The sequence below is a fragment of the Bacillota bacterium genome, from assembly GCA_009711825.1.
Taxonomy (GTDB): Bacteria; Bacillota; Proteinivoracia; order UBA4975; family VEMY01; genus VEMY01.
This window is the reverse complement of sequence record VEMY01000007.1, coordinates 57,038-75,959: the sequence shown is the minus strand read 5'-3', so window position 1 is coordinate 75,959 and position 18,922 is coordinate 57,038. Positions and strand designations below refer to the sequence as shown.

The 18,922-nt window shown below is 49.0% G+C and carries 22 protein-coding genes; 1 reads left to right on the top strand and 21 read right to left on the bottom strand.

Annotated features, from left to right (window positions below; all coding sequences use genetic code 11):
- Positions 1–53 precede the first annotated feature (53 nt).
- On the top strand, positions 54–482 hold the full coding sequence (locus tag FH749_03425; protein ID MTI94527.1) for a hypothetical protein: 429 nt from the start codon (positions 54–56) through the stop codon (positions 480–482).
- On the opposite strand, the gene mnmH is transcribed toward FH749_03425, so the two are convergent.
- From mnmH to rny, 21 genes are all read right to left on the bottom strand, one after another.
- Complete coding sequence (gene mnmH, locus FH749_03420) at positions 466–1,503, bottom strand: tRNA 2-selenouridine(34) synthase MnmH (GenBank protein ID MTI94526.1); 1,038 nt, start codon at positions 1,501–1,503, stop codon at positions 466–468. The genes FH749_03425 and mnmH overlap by 17 nt on opposite strands.
- A 207-nt stretch (positions 1,504–1,710) precedes the next feature.
- On the bottom strand, positions 1,711–2,292 hold the full coding sequence (locus FH749_03415; GenBank protein ID MTI94525.1) for a phosphate propanoyltransferase: 582 nt from the start codon (positions 2,290–2,292) through the stop codon (positions 1,711–1,713).
- Between the two features lie 83 nt (positions 2,293–2,375).
- Complete coding sequence (locus FH749_03410) at positions 2,376–3,515, bottom strand: sodium ion-translocating decarboxylase subunit beta (GenBank protein MTI94524.1); 1,140 nt, start codon at positions 3,513–3,515, stop codon at positions 2,376–2,378.
- A gap of 8 nt (positions 3,516–3,523) precedes the next feature.
- A complete protein-coding gene (locus FH749_03405) occupies positions 3,524–3,904 on the bottom strand; it encodes a biotin/lipoyl-binding protein (protein MTI94523.1) in 381 nt (126 codons plus the stop codon).
- 14 nt (positions 3,905–3,918) lie between these two features.
- A complete protein-coding gene (locus FH749_03400) occupies positions 3,919–4,212 on the bottom strand; it encodes a hypothetical protein (protein ID MTI94522.1) in 294 nt (97 codons plus the stop codon).
- An 11-nt stretch (positions 4,213–4,223) separates the two neighbouring features.
- Complete coding sequence (locus FH749_03395) at positions 4,224–5,768, bottom strand: methylmalonyl-CoA carboxyltransferase (GenBank protein ID MTI94521.1); 1,545 nt, start codon at positions 5,766–5,768, stop codon at positions 4,224–4,226.
- A gap of 3 nt (positions 5,769–5,771) precedes the next feature.
- Entirely contained in the window at positions 5,772–6,173 is a 402-nt protein-coding gene (gene mce, locus FH749_03390) for a methylmalonyl-CoA epimerase (protein MTI94520.1), read from the bottom strand.
- Complete coding sequence (gene meaB, locus FH749_03385) at positions 6,174–7,079, bottom strand: methylmalonyl Co-A mutase-associated GTPase MeaB (GenBank protein MTI94519.1); 906 nt, start codon at positions 7,077–7,079, stop codon at positions 6,174–6,176.
- Positions 7,072–7,479, bottom strand: coding sequence for a cobalamin B12-binding domain-containing protein (locus FH749_03380; protein MTI94518.1), 408 nt, complete (start codon positions 7,477–7,479; stop codon positions 7,072–7,074). The genes meaB and FH749_03380 overlap by 8 nt, the downstream gene beginning before the upstream one ends.
- A 15-nt stretch (positions 7,480–7,494) precedes the next feature.
- Positions 7,495–9,147, bottom strand: a complete 1,653-nt coding sequence (locus FH749_03375; GenBank protein ID MTI94517.1) for a methylmalonyl-CoA mutase — start codon at positions 9,145–9,147, stop codon at positions 7,495–7,497.
- 60 nt (positions 9,148–9,207) lie between these two features.
- On the bottom strand, positions 9,208–10,458 hold the full coding sequence (locus FH749_03370) for a Glu/Leu/Phe/Val dehydrogenase (GenBank protein MTI94516.1): 1,251 nt from the start codon (positions 10,456–10,458) through the stop codon (positions 9,208–9,210).
- A 63-nt stretch (positions 10,459–10,521) separates the two neighbouring features.
- Positions 10,522–11,064, bottom strand: a complete 543-nt coding sequence (locus tag FH749_03365; GenBank protein ID MTI94515.1) for a 2-oxoacid:ferredoxin oxidoreductase subunit gamma — start codon at positions 11,062–11,064, stop codon at positions 10,522–10,524.
- Between the two features lie 2 nt (positions 11,065–11,066).
- The gene (locus FH749_03360) at positions 11,067–11,756 is read right to left on the bottom strand and encodes a 2-oxoacid:ferredoxin oxidoreductase subunit beta (GenBank protein ID MTI94514.1); all 690 of its coding nucleotides are present in this window, start codon (positions 11,754–11,756) and stop codon (positions 11,067–11,069) included.
- Between the two features lie 96 nt (positions 11,757–11,852).
- Positions 11,853–12,974: a 2-oxoacid:acceptor oxidoreductase subunit alpha gene (locus tag FH749_03355; protein MTI94513.1), complete on the bottom strand. Its 1,122-nt coding sequence runs from the start codon at positions 12,972–12,974 to the stop codon at positions 11,853–11,855.
- Positions 12,967–13,173: a 4Fe-4S dicluster domain-containing protein gene (locus FH749_03350; protein MTI94512.1), complete on the bottom strand. Its 207-nt coding sequence runs from the start codon at positions 13,171–13,173 to the stop codon at positions 12,967–12,969. The genes FH749_03355 and FH749_03350 overlap by 8 nt, the downstream gene beginning before the upstream one ends.
- 4 nt (positions 13,174–13,177) lie before the next feature.
- On the bottom strand, positions 13,178–14,170 hold the full coding sequence (locus tag FH749_03345; protein MTI94511.1) for a GntR family transcriptional regulator: 993 nt from the start codon (positions 14,168–14,170) through the stop codon (positions 13,178–13,180).
- A 140-nt stretch (positions 14,171–14,310) separates the two neighbouring features.
- Positions 14,311–15,117, bottom strand: a complete 807-nt coding sequence (locus tag FH749_03340) for a PHP domain-containing protein (GenBank protein ID MTI94510.1) — start codon at positions 15,115–15,117, stop codon at positions 14,311–14,313.
- A 4-nt stretch (positions 15,118–15,121) separates the two neighbouring features.
- Positions 15,122–16,048 carry a hypothetical protein gene (locus tag FH749_03335; protein MTI94509.1) on the bottom strand — a complete coding sequence of 309 codons (927 nt, stop codon included), beginning with the start codon at positions 16,046–16,048 and terminating at the stop codon, positions 15,122–15,124.
- An 85-nt stretch (positions 16,049–16,133) separates the two neighbouring features.
- Positions 16,134–16,394: a stage V sporulation protein SpoVS gene (gene spoVS / locus FH749_03330; protein ID MTI94508.1), complete on the bottom strand. Its 261-nt coding sequence runs from the start codon at positions 16,392–16,394 to the stop codon at positions 16,134–16,136.
- 91 nt (positions 16,395–16,485) lie between these two features.
- Complete coding sequence (locus tag FH749_03325) at positions 16,486–17,241, bottom strand: TIGR00282 family metallophosphoesterase (GenBank protein ID MTI94507.1); 756 nt, start codon at positions 17,239–17,241, stop codon at positions 16,486–16,488.
- Positions 17,242–17,282: 41 nt separating this feature from the next.
- Positions 17,283–18,830 (bottom strand): ribonuclease Y, encoded by a 1,548-nt coding sequence (rny, locus tag FH749_03320; GenBank protein ID MTI94506.1) that lies wholly within the window; start codon positions 18,828–18,830, stop codon positions 17,283–17,285.
- Positions 18,831–18,922 lie beyond the last annotated feature (92 nt).

Sequence of the window (18,922 nt, the reverse complement as noted above, 5' to 3'; positions counted from 1 at the left end):
TATGTTTTTATGTAACAATATAAACACATAGAGAGCTGTAAGGGGGCATAGAGATGTCAGGTTTAAGTCAATTACAACAAATATTCCTTTTAATTGTTGTTGGTTTGTTTGGTTACTGGATAATTGCTATTGCTTATGAAGTGTATCTGCGCTTCACTGAAAAGTGTGTAAACTGTATTGTAGAAGACCCCGGCCGACTGCGCTTTTTCAAACGTGTTTCATTGATTATTGCGGTGTTAATGGTCGGCGGAACGATCCTCAGCCTTGTCTACGACAGTTATCTGGTGTTTGTAACTTTTGTACTAGCCCTGTATTTCTTCCGTGTGTTCATGTTGGCCCGTAGCCGTTACACCAGTCTCGTCAATGACGAAGACGGCGAGTATGACCCGAACATGACCTTCGGCGAAGATTTGCGGGAAACAATGGGCCAGTTTAAACTATTGCTTACAAAACCCCGTCAATTCTTCAATCAGCATAAATAGTATGGACCAAAGCGGCAATTTCGGTTGCCGCTTTTTTTATTTCTCCCGAATCCACCGCGCCGATTACTTCCTTTCCAGGAAGCTGAAAATCATAAATTTTGTCATAATACTGGACAAGTACTTGCTTTACAAACTCAAAATAGTTGCCAGCATCCAAATATTGTTTTATAAGCTTATGGACATCATGGCCAAGTTTCGGTTGCAAACGTTCAAGGGCTCGGCCAAGATGTTCTTCCTCCTGATGTGTTTTTGGTGCATATTCTGCAACGATGCGTTGTATGCGGATTTCAAGTTTACAATTGACCTCAATCACGGGTGCTTTCTTCATTGCCAAATAGAAAAAATCCGGCAGATAGATATTACCGATCCGTTTGCTTTCGCCCTCCACGATTAAGAAACGGGCATGGTTATGTTCGTTTAGTGCGTTATACAATAAAGCATCAAATGTCTTCTGGGATCTTGGTTGTTGACGGCAGAAGCCGCCAAAAGCAGAACCTCTATGTTGAGCGAAACCCTCTAAATCCAGAGTAGGAATCCCCATGGACTGCAGTTCTTTGATAAGCTCAGTTTTGCCTGTACCACTCTTTCCTTTTAACACAATTAGCTGCGGTTTAAGCTGGAACTGCTCCAATGCATTGTGAATATGGCGACGGTATGCGCGGTAACCACCGGCTAGCTGCAAAGCCGGGACGCCTGCCATCCGCAGTAAATCCACAGTTGCCCGACTGCGCATTCCGCCCCGCCAACAGACAATCAGTGGTGTACGGCCACGGCTGAAACCGTGGATTCTGCGTAGGAACTTAGATAGTTTTGGCGCGAGAATGTCCAGGGCGACAAATTTTGCCGCCCTGGGGCTTCGCTTGTAAACCTTGCCGATGCGCTGCCGCTCTTCTGCGTTAAACACAGGCACATTTATGCTCCCAGGAATTGAACCATCCCAGTATTCAGCAGCAGTGCGGACATCGATCACGGTGTAATTATCGGGTTCTATGCTGTAAGTTTCAACATCAAGCAGGTTCATTGGTAACTACCATCCTTGCCATGCAAAAATTGTTTGTTTTACTGAAGTGTTTTCCGGGCAAAGCTAAAATTGTGAATGGTAGCGATAGCAGCGTTATAAATTTTCTGAGCTGAGCTGCGAGTTGCCATTCACTTATTTTTGTAGAATTTTGCCGAATAATAAGTACTTTCCTTATAAGAGGATGAAAATTATGATTACCCGGTAAATTTACTTGACCAACTCCACCAAGTCGCCATTGTTCAACATGGCTGCATTGGCCTCGTCAATATCGACATGAAACTCTAGGGCAAATTTATCGCTCACTCTCACCAGGACATTGTTGAACACCAGTGAGCGTTGACCACCACAAAAAACAGAAACCATTTGTTTGTCGGTTAAGTCGTGTTTTGTCGCTTCTTCCGGGGTGATATGAATATGCCTGTGGGCAATGATAACCCCTTCGCTTAATTCAACTTCGCCGGCAGGTCCGACAATCTTTATTGGCTCAGATTGCTTGAGGTCGCCGGAATCACGAACCGGTGGGTTTACGCCCAGCTTGATTGCATCTGTGCGGGAGACTTCAATTTGGGTTTTTGCGCGGCTGGGCCCCAAGACACGAACACCCTTAATCGTTCCTCTGGGGCCGACCAAATCCACTTTCTCCTCTGCTGCGTACTGCCCGGGTTGTTTGAGATCTTTAAAACGCTTGAGTTCATAGTCGGCTCCAAACAATGACTGCATATCCTGATCCGAAACATGCAAATGACGATTGGAAATTCCGGTGGGGATTTTTAACACTGTTAAATCCATTCCTTTCTGTATGCGTAATTTTTCTCTTTCTTATTATGGCATGAAAACTCCATCCTGACAAATAAAAAGACCCCTTCCGGGGTCTAAGATAGCAAGGACAAGAGAATTCCTGCTGCGACAGCAGAACCAATGACGCCAGCCACATTCGGTCCCATGGCATGCATCAGCAGGTAGTTTTGCGGGTTCTCTTCGCTTCCCACCATTTGAGCTACCCGGGCCGCCATGGGTACAGCCGAAACGCCAGCAGCGCCGATTAACGGGTTCACTTCTCCATTAGTCATGCGATGCATAAGCTTGCCAAACAGCACACCCACAGCTGTTCCGACCATAAATGCAAACAGACCCAGGGCAATGATTTTTAATGTGGCAACATTGAGAAACGCGCTGGAACTGGCAGTGGCGCCAACGGTTACCCCAAGAAAGATAACGACGATATTATTTAGTTCATTCTGTGCGCTCTTGGACAAGCGGTCGGTAACGCCGCATTCCTTAAGCAAATTGCCCAGCATCAACATGCCCAATAGAGGCAGGGCGGCCGGAATCAGGAGCCCGGTAAGCATGGTAACCATAATCGGGAAGATTATTCGTTCTTTTTTGCTTACTGGCCGCAACTGTTTCATCAAAACCATCCGCTCTTCTTTGGTAGTGAGCAGTTTCATGATTGGCGGCTGGATTATTGGCACCAAAGCCATATAAGAGTAAGCCGCGACGGCCACTGAACCAAGAATTTCCGGTGCTAGCAGACTGGTTAAATAAATAGCGGTGGGACCGTCTGCGCCGCCAATTATGCCAATCGGCCCTGCTTGTTCAATTGGAAACCCAAGAAAAATCGCGCCGATAAAAGTTACAAAAATTCCAATCTGAGCTGCAGCGCCCAATAACAATGTTTTCGGATTGGCAATCAAGGGTCCAAAATCTGTGAACGCGCCTACACCGAGGAAAATCAGGGGTGGATAAATCCCCAGCTTTACCCCTTCATAAAGATAGAACAGCAACCCGCCTGGTTGGCCATCTACCGGCGCAGCCATCAATGTATTGGCCGGCATATTGGCCAGCAGCATGCCAAAGCTGATGGGAACCAGTAGTAAGGGTTCATATTTTTTATAAATCGCCAGATAGAGAAGTACTAAGGCTACTGCCAGCATTACCAATTGAAGCGGTTCGTCCAACATGTTGGCGAAACCGGTGTTGGCCCAAAACTGCGCCAGTTTTTCCAGTAGCATGAGGCACCTCAGTCAATGCGCACCAGCAGCTGGCCGGTATCCACACTTTGCCCCTGACTGACGGCAATCTCACTAACTGTACCGGCGGCCGGTGCGGTTATTTTATTTTCCATCTTCATCGCTTCGAGGATCAGCAGGGGTTGACCGGCGGATACGGTATCACCTTCAGCGGCAATCACTTTCAAGACTGTCCCCGGCATTGGCGCAGTCACAGCGCCTTTCCCTGCAGCCGGTGCCACGGGGGCCTGCTTAGGGGCGGACTTAACTGCTGCCTGGGGCTGGGATGGTTTGGCGCTTGGACTTGGGGTTGGAGTCGGCTGGGCGCTTTCGAGTTCTTCAACTTCTACAACATAGGTCTTTCCGTCCACGGTTATACGATATTTTTTCATTTAATTTCCTCCTGTCAACGACGAAAATCTGTAAGACTGCTTTGCTGCCAATTGCTGTTTGGAGCTACCTTGATAGCGCGAATACGGTAACCGGGATTCTGCGCAGCTATAGCCCCAGCGATTATGGCCACATGCTCTGGGGGGATCGAATCAGCTTCAACAGAAGCTTCACTGGCGGTGAGGGGTTCATTCTTCTTCTCAGGGTCGGTTGCCAGTCTCTTAAGCACCCAGAGGGCGCAATTCAACATGAGTAAGGTCATAAATACAACGCCTACGCCGATAGCGGCAATTTGAAAGGCCAATTCCATCAGTTGCCCTCCTAAAGTGGGATATTACCGTGTTTTTTTCTGGGTTTGGAAACACGCTTGCCTTTCAACACAGTCAAAGCATTGATTAGGCTGGCGCGCGTGGCCTTTGGCGAAATCACGTCATCTACTAATCCCCGGCCAGCGGCCACATATGGATTGGCAAACCGTTCCTTATATTGTTCGGTTAACTCCGCCTTTTTGGAAACTGGATCCTCTGCTTGCTCCATTTCCTTACGATAGAGAATGTTTACCGCACCCTGGGGCCCCATAACAGCGACCTCAGCTGTAGGCCAGGCAAAAACCATGTCTGCGCCCAAAGACTTACTACCCAAGGCAACATATGCGCCACCATAGGCTTTGCGAAGAATGGTAGTCACCACAGGGACACTGGCTTCAGAATACGCGTATAAAATTTTGGCCCCGTGGCGGATGATTCCGCCGTGTTCCTGATTGCTGCCTGGCAGATAACCGGGCACATCGACAAAGGTCAGGACCGGAATATTGAAGCAGTCACAGAAGCGAATAAATCTAGAGATTTTATCTGAGGCATTGATGTCCAAGCATCCTGCCAGGTAGTTGGGTTGGTTTGCGACAATACCGACCGGGTTGCCGTCCAAACGGGCAAACCCGACTACGGCATTGGCTGCGTACAGTGCGTGAACTTCCATGAAAGAGTCACAATCAAAAATCGCTTCAATCACTGTGCGCACATCGTAAGCAGCGTTACTGGTGGGCGGAACCAACTGGTTGAAATCAACCGGCTTCGGTTCTACACTGGTGGCTGTCGGCGGCGCTTCAAGATTATTTGCCGGCAGGTAGCTGAGCAAAGCGCGCACCTGATTTAACGTGTCCTTTTCATCGGCGCCAATGAAATGGGCTACGCCGCTGGTCTGGTTATGGGTGGTGGCGCCGCCAAGATCCTCAGGGCTGATTGTTTCGCCAGTGACAGTTTTAATAACCTGGGGGCCGGTTATAAACATCTGACTGGTCTTGTCAGACATAAATACAAAATCGGTTATCGCAGGTGAATAAACTGCGCCGCCGGCACATGGGCCGAGGATGACAGAAATCTGAGGAAAAACACCGGAGTAAATAGTATTGCGATGAAAAATCTCGCCATATCCATGCAGAGAATCAATTCCTTCTTGGATACGGGCGCCCCCGGAATCATTAAGCCCTATTAACGGTGCTCCTGTTTTTGCGGCCAGGTCCATGACATTGCAAATTTTCTTGGCATGCATCTCGCCAAGACTGCCACCGATGACAGTGAAATCCTGGGCAAAAACATATACCAGACGTCCGTGGATAGTTCCATAGCCGACAACCACACCCTCGCCGGGCGCCTCCTTCTTGTCCATGCCCAAATCGGTGCAGCGATGCTTGACAAAGGTATTAAGTTCATTAAAAGAGCCCTTGTCCAGTAGTTGCTCAATTCTTTCCCGGGCAGTCAGCTTCCCTGCTTTATGCTGTTGTTCGATACGTTTGGGGCCGCCGCCGGCCTGGACTTTTTCCCGGTTGTCATCTAGTTGTTTTAATAATTCTTGCCAGTCGCTCATATTCTACTTCCTTTCACACAATTCCAGGAGCATGCCCGGGGTAGACTTGGGATGGACGAAGGCAATTTTGGCGCCGTGGGCGCCGGAACGGGGTTTTTCATCAATCATTTTCATGCCCGCTGCCTGCATTTGGGCAATTGCCGCTTCGATATCATCCACTGCCAGTGCTGTATGGTGAATGCCAGGCCCCTTTTTGGCCAGGAACTTGGCAATCGGGCTGTCATCTGTCGTTGGCTCCAAAAGTTCAATGGAGGATTCTCCCAGCGGGAAGAATGCAACCCGAACTTTTTGATCCGGCACTTCCTCAATGCCAGCGCAAGACATGGCCAGCTTTTCTTCGTAGAGCTTACAGGCCTCCTCTAAATTAGAAACTGCAATGCCAAGGTGGTCAATTTTTTTGAACAACTAAATCTCTCCAATCCGCTGTAGTAGTTGAGCGCAGGCCCGGTCTAAGTGGGCGCTGAGCTCAATTTTTCCACTGAGGAATTTATCGGTCAACTCTGGGGTTAAGGCCGACTCCAGCCGTTCGAGCAACAGCCAGGACGCCAATTCTTTAATTTCAAAGGTGGCCGCCCGGCGACGCTTGGCGGTCAATATTTCCGGGTTGTTGCCGAGAAACTGACCATGTTCCTGAATTGCAGTGATGATCTCGGTTACCCCCTCGCCCCGGTTGGCAATTGTCTGGAGCACAGGCGCTTTCCAACCCGGGTCTCGCTGGGGCAGCGCCTCGCTGATATCCCGGTCCAAAATGTTTGCTCCTGGCAGGTCCGCTTTGTTGATAATAAATATATCAGCAATCTCCATCATTCCTGCCTTACTTGCCTGAATGTCGTCTCCGAGATTGGGAACAGCAACAACCATGGTGGTGTCGGCAATTGATGCAATTTTGACTTCTGATTGTCCGGCGCCGATGGTTTCGATGAGGATATACTCGAATCCGTATTTCATTAACAAGCGGATAACGCTGACGATTGTCCTGTTGAGGCCGCCAGCGTTGCCCCGGTTACTTAGCGAACGAATAAAAACATTGGGCATGCCCGCCAGGGATTGCATGCGTATTCTGTCCCCAAGGATGCTGCCCCCGGAATACGGGCTGGCTGGATCGACCAGGATCGCTGCCACTCGGTAATTTGCGGCCAGTTTTGACACCAGATTATTACACATTGTACTTTTGCCACTGCCAGGGGGACCTGTGATGCCTATGATATGAGCGTTACCGGTCAACGGCAATTGCATCAGTTCGCTGACAATCTCACGGTCGCCATTTTCCAAGCGGCTGATAGTTCGGGCCAGCGTGCGCCAGTCAGTCATTCCTCGCTGGCACGCTTTCCCGAATGGTATTAATGATTTCTTCAAGGGGTGAACCGGGGGTAAAGACTGCAGCGACCCCTGCTGCTTTAAGACCAGGGATATCCGCTTCCGGGATGACGCCACCGCCAAAAACGACAATATCCTGAATATCTTTTTCCCGTAACAGGTTTATCACCCGGGGGAAAAGAGAATTATGGGCGCCAGATAAACAGCTGAGACCGATAACATTAACATCTTCCTGGATGGCGGCAGCGACAATCTGTTCCGGGGATTGTCGCAAGCCGGTGTAGATTACCTCCATTCCGGCATCACGCAACGCCCTGGCGACAACTTTGGCGCCGCGGTCGTGGCCATCGAGACCCGGTTTTGCTATTAACACTCTGATTGGTGCATTTTCCATAGTAATCTCTCCTTGTTAAAGGATATCTGATGCAGTGTATTCGCCGAACACCGAGCGCATCACGCCGCAAACCTCTCCCAGTGTCGCGTAGGCACGGACTGCGTCCAGCACAGGCGGGAACAGATTTTCACCTTGCTCGGCGGCCGCCTTTACAGCTTCCAGGGCCGCGGAGACAGCGTCATTGTCGCGATTTTGCTTCAAAACCCGCAGTTTGTCAATTTGTGCCTCTTGCACGCCGGGATCGACCTGCAGGAGCTCGGGCTGCACTTCCTCGCCGATGGCAAACTGATTGACGCCAACAATAATCTGCCGCTTTGCCTCTACATCCATCTGATAATGGTACGAGCTGTCTAGTATTTGCTTTTGGACAAAACCGCTGTTGATGGCTGCCACAGCTCCGCCGATCTCGTCAATTTTACTGAGCAAATCCCAAACTCTTTTTTCAATCTCGTCGGTTAGATGCTCCACGTAATAACTGCCGCCCATGGGGTCGGCCACATCCGCAGCCCCTGTTTCATGGGCAATTATCTGTTGGGTGCGCAGCGCAATGCGGACAGAATCTTCACTGGGAAGCGCCAGCGCTTCGTCTCGGGAATTGGTGTGCAAAGATTGGGTGCCGCCCAAGACTGCAGCCATCGCCTGCAAAGCTACCCGAACCACATTATTGTCGGGTTGTTGTGCGGTAAGGGTGGAGCCACCGGTTTGGGTGTGAAAACGTAGCAACATCGATTTTGGATTTTCGGCGCCAAATCTTTCCTTCATCAGCCTTGCCCACAGTCTGCGAGCGGCACGGAACTTGGCGATTTCCTCAAAGAAATTATTATGCGCATTAAAAAAGAACGATAATCTGGGTGCGAATTTATCCACTTCCAAACCTGTTTCAATTGCTTTCTCAACATAGCAAATCGCATTGGCCAGGGTGAAGGCAAGTTCTTCCACTGCGGTTGAACCGGCTTCCCTGATATGATAGCCGCTGATGCTGATTGTGTTCCAATTGGGCACATTGGCAGAGCAAAACTCAAAGATATCGGTGATAATCTTCAAGGAAGGCTCAGGTGGAAATATATAGGTTCCCCGGGCAACGTATTCTTTGAGTATGTCATTCTGGATGGTGCCTTTTAACTGGGTCCACTCTACACCCTGTTTTTCAGCAACGGCCAGGTACATTGCCAGGAGCACAATTGCCGGTGCGTTAATTGTCATTGAGGTGCTGACCTTGTCCAAAGGGATCTCGTCGAGCAGGGTCTCCATGTCTGCCAGAGAATCAATGGCAACTCCGACTTTACCCACTTCGCCGTCGGCAAGCGCGTTATCCGAGTCTAGACCAATTTGAGTGGGCAGATCAAACGCAACACTAAGCCCGGTCTGGCCCTGGGACAATAAGTATTTATAGCGGCGATTGGATTCACTGGCGCTGGCAAAACCGGCGTACTGGCGCATCGTCCATAAACGACCCCTGTACATATTGGGCTGGACGCCGCGGGTATATGGGTAATTGCCAGGCAGCTCAAAAACATCACTTTGGTCATAGTCTTCGGAGGTATAAACTGTTTTCACCGGAATACGGGAACTGGTTTCAAACTGCTCTTTTCGTTCCGGGAACCGGGCAGTGGTTTTATTTAACTTCTCCTGCCATTGTTCCAAAACTTTTTGACGATCTTCTTTCATAATTTACCACGCTCCAAAAGAATGTGTTCACCCCTCCCGAGGGAGGGGTGAGAATATAATTTATCCCAACCAGCCTCGAATTTCCATAGCGTCCGCCAATTGTTTTACCGCGACCATATAGGCAGCGGTGCGCATATCTACTGAGTACTCAACACTCATGTCATAAACTTTCGTAAACGCCGCAACCATCTTCTGTTCCAAACGCTGATTTACTTCTTCTTCTCCCCAGTAATAGTTTTGCAGGTTTTGCACCCATTCAAAATACGATACTGTGACGCCGCCGGCGCTGGCCAGGATATCCGGTATGACCAAGACATCGTTGGCATGAAGAATTTTGTCAGCTTCAGGAGTGGTTGGTCCATTGGCTGCTTCGCCGATAATCTTAGCTTTGACCTTGGTTGCATTATCTTCGGTTATCTGATTTTCCATGGCAGCGGGAATCAAGATATCGCACTCTAGGCTCAATAAATCATTATTGGAAATAGCTGTTGTGCCGGGAAACTTGCCAACGCTGCCGGTTTTCTGTTTGTATTCACAAACTTCATTAGGGTCAAACCCATTGGGCGCGTAAATACCGGTTTGGGAATCATTGACGGCGACGACCTTCGCCCCCATGTCGTACATCAACCTGGCGGCAATGCTGCCAGCGTTGCCAAAGCCTTGCACAGCAACCCGGGCAGACTTTATATTAATCCCTAACTTCTCTGCCGCCTCCCGGATAACAAAGGAACACCCCCGGGCGGTTGCTTCATTTCGACCGATGGATCCGCCAATGATCAAAGGTTTGCCGGTAATAACTCCAAAGGAATTATGGCCACGGATTTTGCTGAATTCATCCATCATCCAGGCCATGACCTGGGAGTTGGTATAGACATCCGGCGCCGGAATATCTTTGTCGGGGCCAATAATCGGCTCTATCGCCCGGATGAATCCCCTACTCAGCCTTTCCTTCTCCCCTTGGGACAACTCCTTGGGATCAACGGCTACGCCACCTTTGCCACCGCCATAAGGGAGCCCCACTACAGCACTTTTAAATGACATCCACATCGATAGTGCCTTTGCTTCGTCTAGGGTGACACTGGGATGAAACCTAAGTCCGCCCTTGGCCGGACCCAGGGCGTCATTGTGTTGCGAGCGATAGCCCTTAAAAACACGGATTGAACCGTCATCCATTTTCACAGGAATCGCAACTTCCAGTACCCGCAGCGGCTGCTTGAGTATCTCAAATACCGCTGGTTTTAGGCGCAGCCGGTCACATGCATCCTTAATCTGTTGTTGGGCAATTTCAAACACATTGAGGTTTTCGGACATCCAATACCCCTCCCAAAAAATAAAGTGATGGCCGACAGACAACAGAATTTAGGATTACTCTACCTACCCCTCCTTCCCGGCTGTAAGGTTATATCCGCTGTGTACAGCCCTTAGGTTCAAATCAATTGTCGGTTTAGGCACTCTGGCAGCGATGGCTGTTTCCAGGTGCTTCACATCCACAATTTTAGTCAAACCATTGAGTGCGCCCAGGGTCACAATATTTGCCACCAAGGGGCGCCCGATGGTCTGTACAGCATCGAAGATGGGAACCTTACATACGGAATGCCGGCTCTCATACTGACTTGTCTCTATATCTGTATCAGTAAGAATAACTCCATCCTTTTCCAGCAACGTAACGTATTTATCCAAGGCTTGCTGCGTCAAAGCCACCAACAAATTACAGGATTGTACTTTGGGAAAGGATAATTCCTGCTCGGAAATCAGAACCTCGGAACGACTGGCGCCGCCACGGGCTTCAGGGCCGTAGCTCTGGGTTTGAATAACATTTTTACCGTCTGCCAGGGCAGCAGAAGCGAGAATTATGCCCGCAAGAATTACCCCTTGGCCGCCGGAACCGCTGATGATAATTTGCCATTCTTTGCTCATCCTTATCCCTCCGTTTCCAATGACTGAGCCCGCTGGAAATACGTTTGGCTGAATTCCGGTCTTTCTTGATGGACAAAAACTCCCAACGGGATTTTACCGGGTTCCTCCCGGGTGGATGTGGATTGTTTTTGGTATTTTAACATATCCACTGCCGACCCCAGTTTGTTTTTGCGGCCATAATACGTGGGACACTGGGAGATAGCTTCGATGACACTGAAGCCCTTATGATCGAGCCCTTTGCCAATGATTGTTTCCAGTTGTTTTGGACCGGCAGCGGCACCTCTGGCGACAAAGGTGGCGCCGGCGCCTTCAGCCAGTGTCCGCAGATCAAAGGGATAATCATTGTTGCCATAGGGAGCAGTTGTTGCCAGATGGTCGTGGGGTGTTAGCGGTGAATATTGTCCGCTGGTCATTCCATAAATATTGTTATTAAACACGATTACCGTTAAATCCAGGTTACGCCTGGCGGCGTGAATGAAATGATTGCCACCAATAGCTGTGCAATCACCATCTCCGGTTAATACAATTACTTTCATATCCGGCCGGGCTAACTTCATACCGGTGGCAAATGCAATTGCCCGACCATGGGTTGTGTGCAGGGTGTTAAAATCCGCATACCCGGCAGCCCGTGAAGAACAACCAATGCCGGACACTACAGCAACGTTGTCTTTATCTACTTCCCGCTTCGCCATAGCCCGCAGAAATGCCGACAGAACAATACCGTGACCGCACCCGGGGCACCAGATATGCGGCAGTTTGTCTTTGCGCAAAAGCTCTTTGTAATCCACCTACAATACCCCCTTAAGTGCAGCTTCCAGTTCCTGTGGAGTTATTAATGCACCATCAACCCGCTGCACTGGAATTATCCGCTCCCGGTCAACAGACTTCTCCAGTTCGCCGGCCAGTTGACCAAGACTTAACTCTGGGACAACAAAACGGGCATTGGTCTCGCCGGCAATTTCCCGGAGTTTGTCATGGGGAAACGGCCACAGTGTTGTCAACTGAATCAGACCAACTTTTTTACCCTGGGCCTGAAGCTTATTTTTGACAAACCGGGCGGAACGAACCGGGGAACCGTATGCGAGAAAAATCACATCGGCGTCATTTGTATCCTCACAAGAAATATGAATGATATCATCGAGGTTATCGGTTAACTTAGCATGCATACGTTCGAGGGATGACTTTATAAGTTCATTATTATTTGTGGGAAAACCGGTTTCATCGTGATATAGGCCGGTAATGTGATATCGGTAACCGGTGCCATAGGGCGCCAAACGGGGTATGTTATCGGCACCCACTTGGTACGGACGATAAGTTTCCGGAGTTGCCGTAGGCCGCTGACGGGTTATAACCTCTTTTGGTGTCCGAAGCTCAATCCCTTCTCGCATATGGGCAACTACTTCATCCATCATTATTAACACCGGTGTCATGTATCTTTCTGCCATGTTCACGGCGGTAATTGTCAAATCATAAGCTTCCTGAACGCTGCTGGGCGCCAGCGCTATAATCGGATGGTCGCCATGGGTGCCCCATCGTGCCTGCATAAAATCTCCCTGACTGGGCATTGTGGGCGTTCCCGTACTGGGGCCTCCCCTCATCACGTTCACAACCACAACCGGAATTTCCGTCATGGCGGCAAAGCCAATATTCTCCTGCATTAATGAAAACCCAGGCCCGCTGGTCGCTGTCATTGATTTCGCGCCACCGATGGAGGCGCCAATAATTGCCGCCATACTGGCTATTTCATCTTCCATTTGAATGAATACGCCCTTAGTTTGGGGCAATTTCTCGGCCATCTTTTCTGCAATTTCTGTCGAAGGGGTAATTGGGTAGCCAGCAAAGAAACTAACTCCGGCCTGCAAAGCCCCTTCTACACACGCTTCGTTTCCTTGCAACAGAATCTTACTCATTTGTGGCTGCCTCCTTAACTGTAATGGCGAAATCAGGGCAATGCCATTCACATAAATTGCAACCGATACACTGTTCAGGAACGGCAACGGTTGCTTTTGCTTGAGCAGTCATCACCAATACATCCCGGGGACAGACTTCAACGCAAATTTCACAACCTTTACAAAGCCGACTGACTAACTCCACTGCATACTTGGCCATCGTCTCACTCCCACTTCTTCAGGTTTTTCTGTTTTAGCTCCAACACTGTTGACTTCAATAAGTCAATTGACGCTTGATCAGGAGAATAGATAAATTCTATAACCTCCCCCTTGCCCAATGCGCGGGCTGGTCCGGCAAGTTCTGTCTTACGGCTGGGTGAAGTGATTACATAGTCGACAGAAGCAACCTGCTCCTCGAGTTCTGAGGGATTCTCTGCTCCCAGGAACCGTTCAAACCGGAGGTGCGTGATGCCGGCATTGCGTAAAGAGGCAATCATTTTGTCTGCGAACAGATATGATGTGCAAAAAATCCCCACATTGCTTCCGTTGGGCAAACGGGCAATGCGGACTATAGAGTCCAGCAATGGACTGAGGGCCAGAGCGATAATCTCGGTATCGATTTTGCCGACGATTTCACGCACTGGCTGAAGGTGAAACAGTGTAGTAATTATAATATCAGCCTTTTGTAAAATCGACTGGAACTTATCCGGTTGTCGCTGCAATTCATTCAGAATGATTGGCTGAACAATCACGCCCACACTGTGCGCCAGTTCCCGTGCAAAATATTCGACCTGTTCCCTGTTACACTCAATCAGGACAATATTCACATTGGAGAGGATCTCCTGCTTTTCCCGGGCACGGACGTGGGTGATGGCCAGAAATTCATCGAGATTGAATCCAAGTGTTGTCGCTTCCTCCATTGCGATATCAATAATTTTCAGCAACCGTTCCTTACGGCTCTCACGGCGGACAGCTTCGTCGGATTCGGCGATAAACGTCCCCCGTCCCTGTTGGCATACCAGTATTCCCTCGGCTTCCAGTTCCCGAAACGCCATGCTTACAGTGTTGCGACTGATGTTCAATTCCTGGGCAAGACTGCGCTCTGTGGGAATTTTGCTGCCGGGAGTCCAGATACCCTGTTCGATATTTTCTTTAATCTGGTTTTTGACCTGAATATACAGGGGGACACCTGTCTCCCGTTTTAACTCGAACCTCATTCAACAACCCCCTTATGGGTCCACTTTTAAACAAAAAAGGTCCAATTTAAGCCATCACTAATCTATATTCGGTTAAAAAAAAATATTTCCTGCCCTAAACAGGAAATATTTCGTCGAAAACTAGTGATTGGCTTAGACCATTAGTCCTTTAATGCCCAGGGCCTAATCCAGTCCAGATCTACTTTTACAGAACCCAAAAGTCCGCTGCCGTGGCAGTCAGAACCCCCTGAGACCCAGAGCTTCGTTTGCTGGGCAAACCTGACGAACTCCGTCTCCTGCTCGACGCCATGCTCCGAATGGAATGCCTCTATTCCCTGCAAACCATGTTCTTGCAATTGGGCCGCAGTATTCAGGCCATTTTGCAACAGTCCGGGATGGGCCAGAAAAGGAACCCCGCCGGCATCTCTGATTAAGCTAATTGCAGTCGGAGCAGGTAATTTATACCTCTCGACAAATCCAGGCCGCCCTTGATTTAGGAGCTCGTCAAAACATTCGGCCACCGAAGTCATGTAGCCTTTTGCAACAAGCGCTCTGGCCACATGGGGACGACCTACACTGCTGCTCTCCCGAGCAAAGGCTTTTATCTCTTCAACCGTAATTGAATAGCCCAGATTGGTTAATTTATCGACGATGCACTCAATCCTTTGTGAACGGGCATTGCGCAAACGAATTAGTTCCTGGTTTAGCTTACGATCTCGATGGTCAAGCTTGTATCCGAGAATATGCACCTCCTCATCCTGCCAGATTGTGCTCAGTTCAATTCCCGGAATGAATTTCAGATTGTATTTTACCGCTGCTTCGCAGGCGGCATCAATGCCGCTGAAGGTGTCATGATCTGTTATTGCAAACACGGAAATTCCTTGTCTGGCGACATTCCTGACCATTTGCCAGGGAGTCATTTGCCCATCTGAGGCGGTGGTATGAAGATGCAGATCGGCGTAACTCATTATTTCACCCCAAATATGTCTTAATGAAGCGGCAAAGGTTTCGGTAACAGATAGCCTCTATCTCCCGCTTGTCAAACCCAGCTTGCTCCATTAAGTCAGGAAGCAATTGGACGCTAGACACATCGTCGGCGCCATTGGGAAGCGCTGGAATCCCATCGAGATCCAATCCCAAACAGACTGTCTCAACACCAGCGATTTCTGAAAGTACAACCATATGTTGAACCAGATGCTCCAAGTCCTGCCTGTTTTCAGTGTCTGCGATAAACGGCCTTGACATATTGACACCGATTAAACCTTTGTTTTGACCGATCTCCCTGATCTGAGCATCGGATAAATTTCGGGGGTGTGCGCAAAGCCGCTGGCTGTTGGAGTGGGAAGCGACAATCGGCCGGGTGCTATATTTGCAGACATCCCAGAACCCCTTTTCAGCAAGGTGGGAGACATCGACAATTATGTTCAGATTCTGCATGCGCTGAATTGCCGCCCTCCCCAACTGGGTTAATCCACCTGCGGTAGCGCGGACTCCGACTCCATCGGCCAATGTGTTGCGATGGTTCCATGTCAGGGTTATCAGACGGACTCCGAGGTTGTGGACCAAATCAATTAAAAACAAATCATCCCCGATAAAATCTGCACCTTCGATGGTAAGGATGCCACTGAGACCGTTATCTTCTAGTTGCTCGCCAGCGGTGACCAGATTCACTTCCTGGAATACCTGTTCCCGGGCTAAATTTAGCATCCGCAGGGTATTACGCAAAACCGATTCCTGCCCCCAGAGGGGATCACAAAAAATTGCAAAGCTCTGCAGGATAAAGTCATTTTGCTTAAGTCGCTTTAAGTCCAAATGTGTTTGTTTGTCGGTATCTGCAAACTGCAGTTGGTGATTATATAGCTTCAGTACAGTATCACAGTGAAAATCGGCAAATCGCATTATGTTTCCTCCCCCAATAGTTTAAACAAAAGAAAACCTGTTTATCTGCATAAACAGGTTAATGGATAAATATTATGAGTGCGGTTTAACGCGGCTCAACAATCAACTTAATCGCTGTCCGCTCTTCACCATCGATTTGAATGTCTGTAAATGCGGGGATGCAAATGAGATCGACACCACTGGGAGCTACGAATCCACGTGCGATGGCCACGGCCTTGACGGCCTGGTTCAGAGCACCGGCTCCGATTGCTTGCATTTCAGCGCCGCCCCGCTCACGGAGAACACCAGCCAGGGCGCCAGCAACAGAATTTGGATTGGACTTTGCTGATACTTTCAATATTTCCACGTAAAAAAGACCCCCTCTACCAGAATTGAGTACCTATAGTATGATATATTCGTCAGAGAGAAAAAAATTCCTTTTTTTACAGCAGTTTTTCTTATGGTCGCTGCAGCCTGATAATACGCTGAGCATCCAAATCAAGCCAGACAGCGTTGACCATTCCAGGACCGGAAGCTGCCTTGAAACGACGGGGCAGTTTTGTTGTAAAACGTTCCACCACCGGTGTTACTTCCATGCCCAATACAGAAATAAGCGCTCCCGTCATGCCTACATCGGTTATGTAGACTGTGCCATTGGGCAAAACACGTTCATCGGCGGTTTGGATATGGGTATGGGTGCCTAGAACAGCTCCCACCCGACCATCCAGGTAATAAGCCAGGGCCAGCTTTTCCGATGTGGCTTCGGCATGCATATCCACCAGATAATAGTCGCATACATCCATTTCCGCCAGCACTCGGTCCATCGCCGTAAATGGACAGTCCAGGGGATTCATGAACACCTGACCGGCCACATTGATTACACCTACCCGTTTACCGGAAACCTCTTTGACGATCCAACCTTGGCCGGGAGTGCCAACAGGGTAATTGCAGGGACGAATCAACCAGGGAGCGGAATCAATGAAACTAAAAATCTCCTTATTATCCCACGTGTGATTACCCATCGTCATTATATCAATCCCCAGATCCAAGAGATCATGGGCAACCGACTCGGTTAATCCTTTGCCGCCAGCAGCGTTTTCGCCATTGGCGATACACAGGTCCCAGTGATGATCTTTTCTCAGCTCAGGGAGGTAGCTGGCAAGTGCATCCCGTCCGCTTTTTCCGACGATATCACCAATAAACAATATCTTCATGGTTTGTTCCTCCTAATAAAAACCAGGTAAACCCCGGAGGGTTACCTGGCGTATTCCACTGCTCTTGTCTCGCGAATTACTGTAACTTTTATCTGACCAGGATAGTCTAACTCGCCTTCTATGCGCTTGACAATGTCTCTGGCCATTTGGGTGGCGAGCACATCATCAATTCGATCGGGCTTGACGAGTATTCGGATTTCACGTCCTGCCTGAATTGCGTAAGACTTATCGACACCATCGAAAGACTCGGCAATAGTTTCCAGCTTTTCAAGACGCTTAATATAAGATTCAAGCGTTTCTCTACGGGCGCCAGGCCGGGCAGCGGAGATGGCGTCGGCAGCTTGCACTAGCACTGCCTCAATAGTTTGGGCTTCTTCATCGCCATGGTGGGCAGCGATTCCATGAATAACTTCCGGGGTTTCCCTGTATTTGCGGGCCAGTTCTGCGCCAATCGCAACATGGGGGCCTTCCATTTCATGGTCTACTGCTTTACCAATGTCGTGAAGCAATCCGGCACGTTTAGCCAGCTTTATGTCCGCACCAAGTTCTGCTGCCATGATACCGGCTAAATGACAAACTTCCAAGGAATGTTTGAGCACATTTTGTCCATAACTTGTACGGAACTTAAGCCGTCCCAGCAACTTAACCAGTTCGGGATGAAGGCCGTGAACACCACTGTCGAAGGTGGCCTGTTCCCCTTCTTCACGAATTTGATTTTCCACTTCTTTCTGTGCGCGGTTGACCATCTCTTCAATCCTACCAGGATGAATCCTGCCATCGGAAATCAGTTTTTCCAGGGCAATCCGCGCAACTTCCCTCCGGACAGGATCAAATCCAGATACAATAACCGCCTCGGGTGTGTCATCGATGATCAGGTCAATCCCGGTCAGGGTTTCAAGTGCACGGATATTCCGACCCTCGCGACCGATAATCCTGCCCTTCATTTCGTCGTTGGGGAGATTAACCACCGACACAGTGGTCTCTGCCACGTGGTCAGCAGCGCAACGCTGAACAGCCTGGGACACAATTTCTCGGGCACGTTTTTCCGACTCGGTCTTGGCTTGAGTCTCAATGTCTTTAATCAATTGGGCAGTTTCATGCCGAATTTCTTTTTCGACGTTCTGCAGCAACAGTTCCCGAGCTTCTCCCGATGACAACCCGGAGAGACGTTCTAATTCCTGCACTTGCTGCTGATGGAGATTCTGTACCTTTTGCTCTAGACTCTTGATCTCGTTCTCTTTTTTCTGAATAAACTCTTCTTTGCGCTCGATGTTCTCAATCTTACGATCCAGTGATTCTTCTTTTTGGGTCAGGCGCTTGTCAATTCTCTGCTGTTCCTGACGCCGTTCTTTGATTTCATTGTCAAATTCTGTCCGTAACTTATGAACTTCCTCTTTCGCTTCGAGTATTACTTCGCGTTTTTTGGCATCGGCTTCCTTGATTGAATCATTGATGATATTTTTTGCCGCTTCTTCCGCAGAGGCAATTTTCGCTTCTGCAATATATTTGCGTATAAAATACCCAATGAAAATCGCCAGGGCCGAACTTGCCAAAACCAACATAATCCATGTTGGTGTATCCAAATCCATCACCTCCCAGCGGGAATAAAAATAAGCCAAGTGCCCCTGGCTTATAAAATATAAAAGGAATATCCAATTTATCCAATATATTTTATATAGTA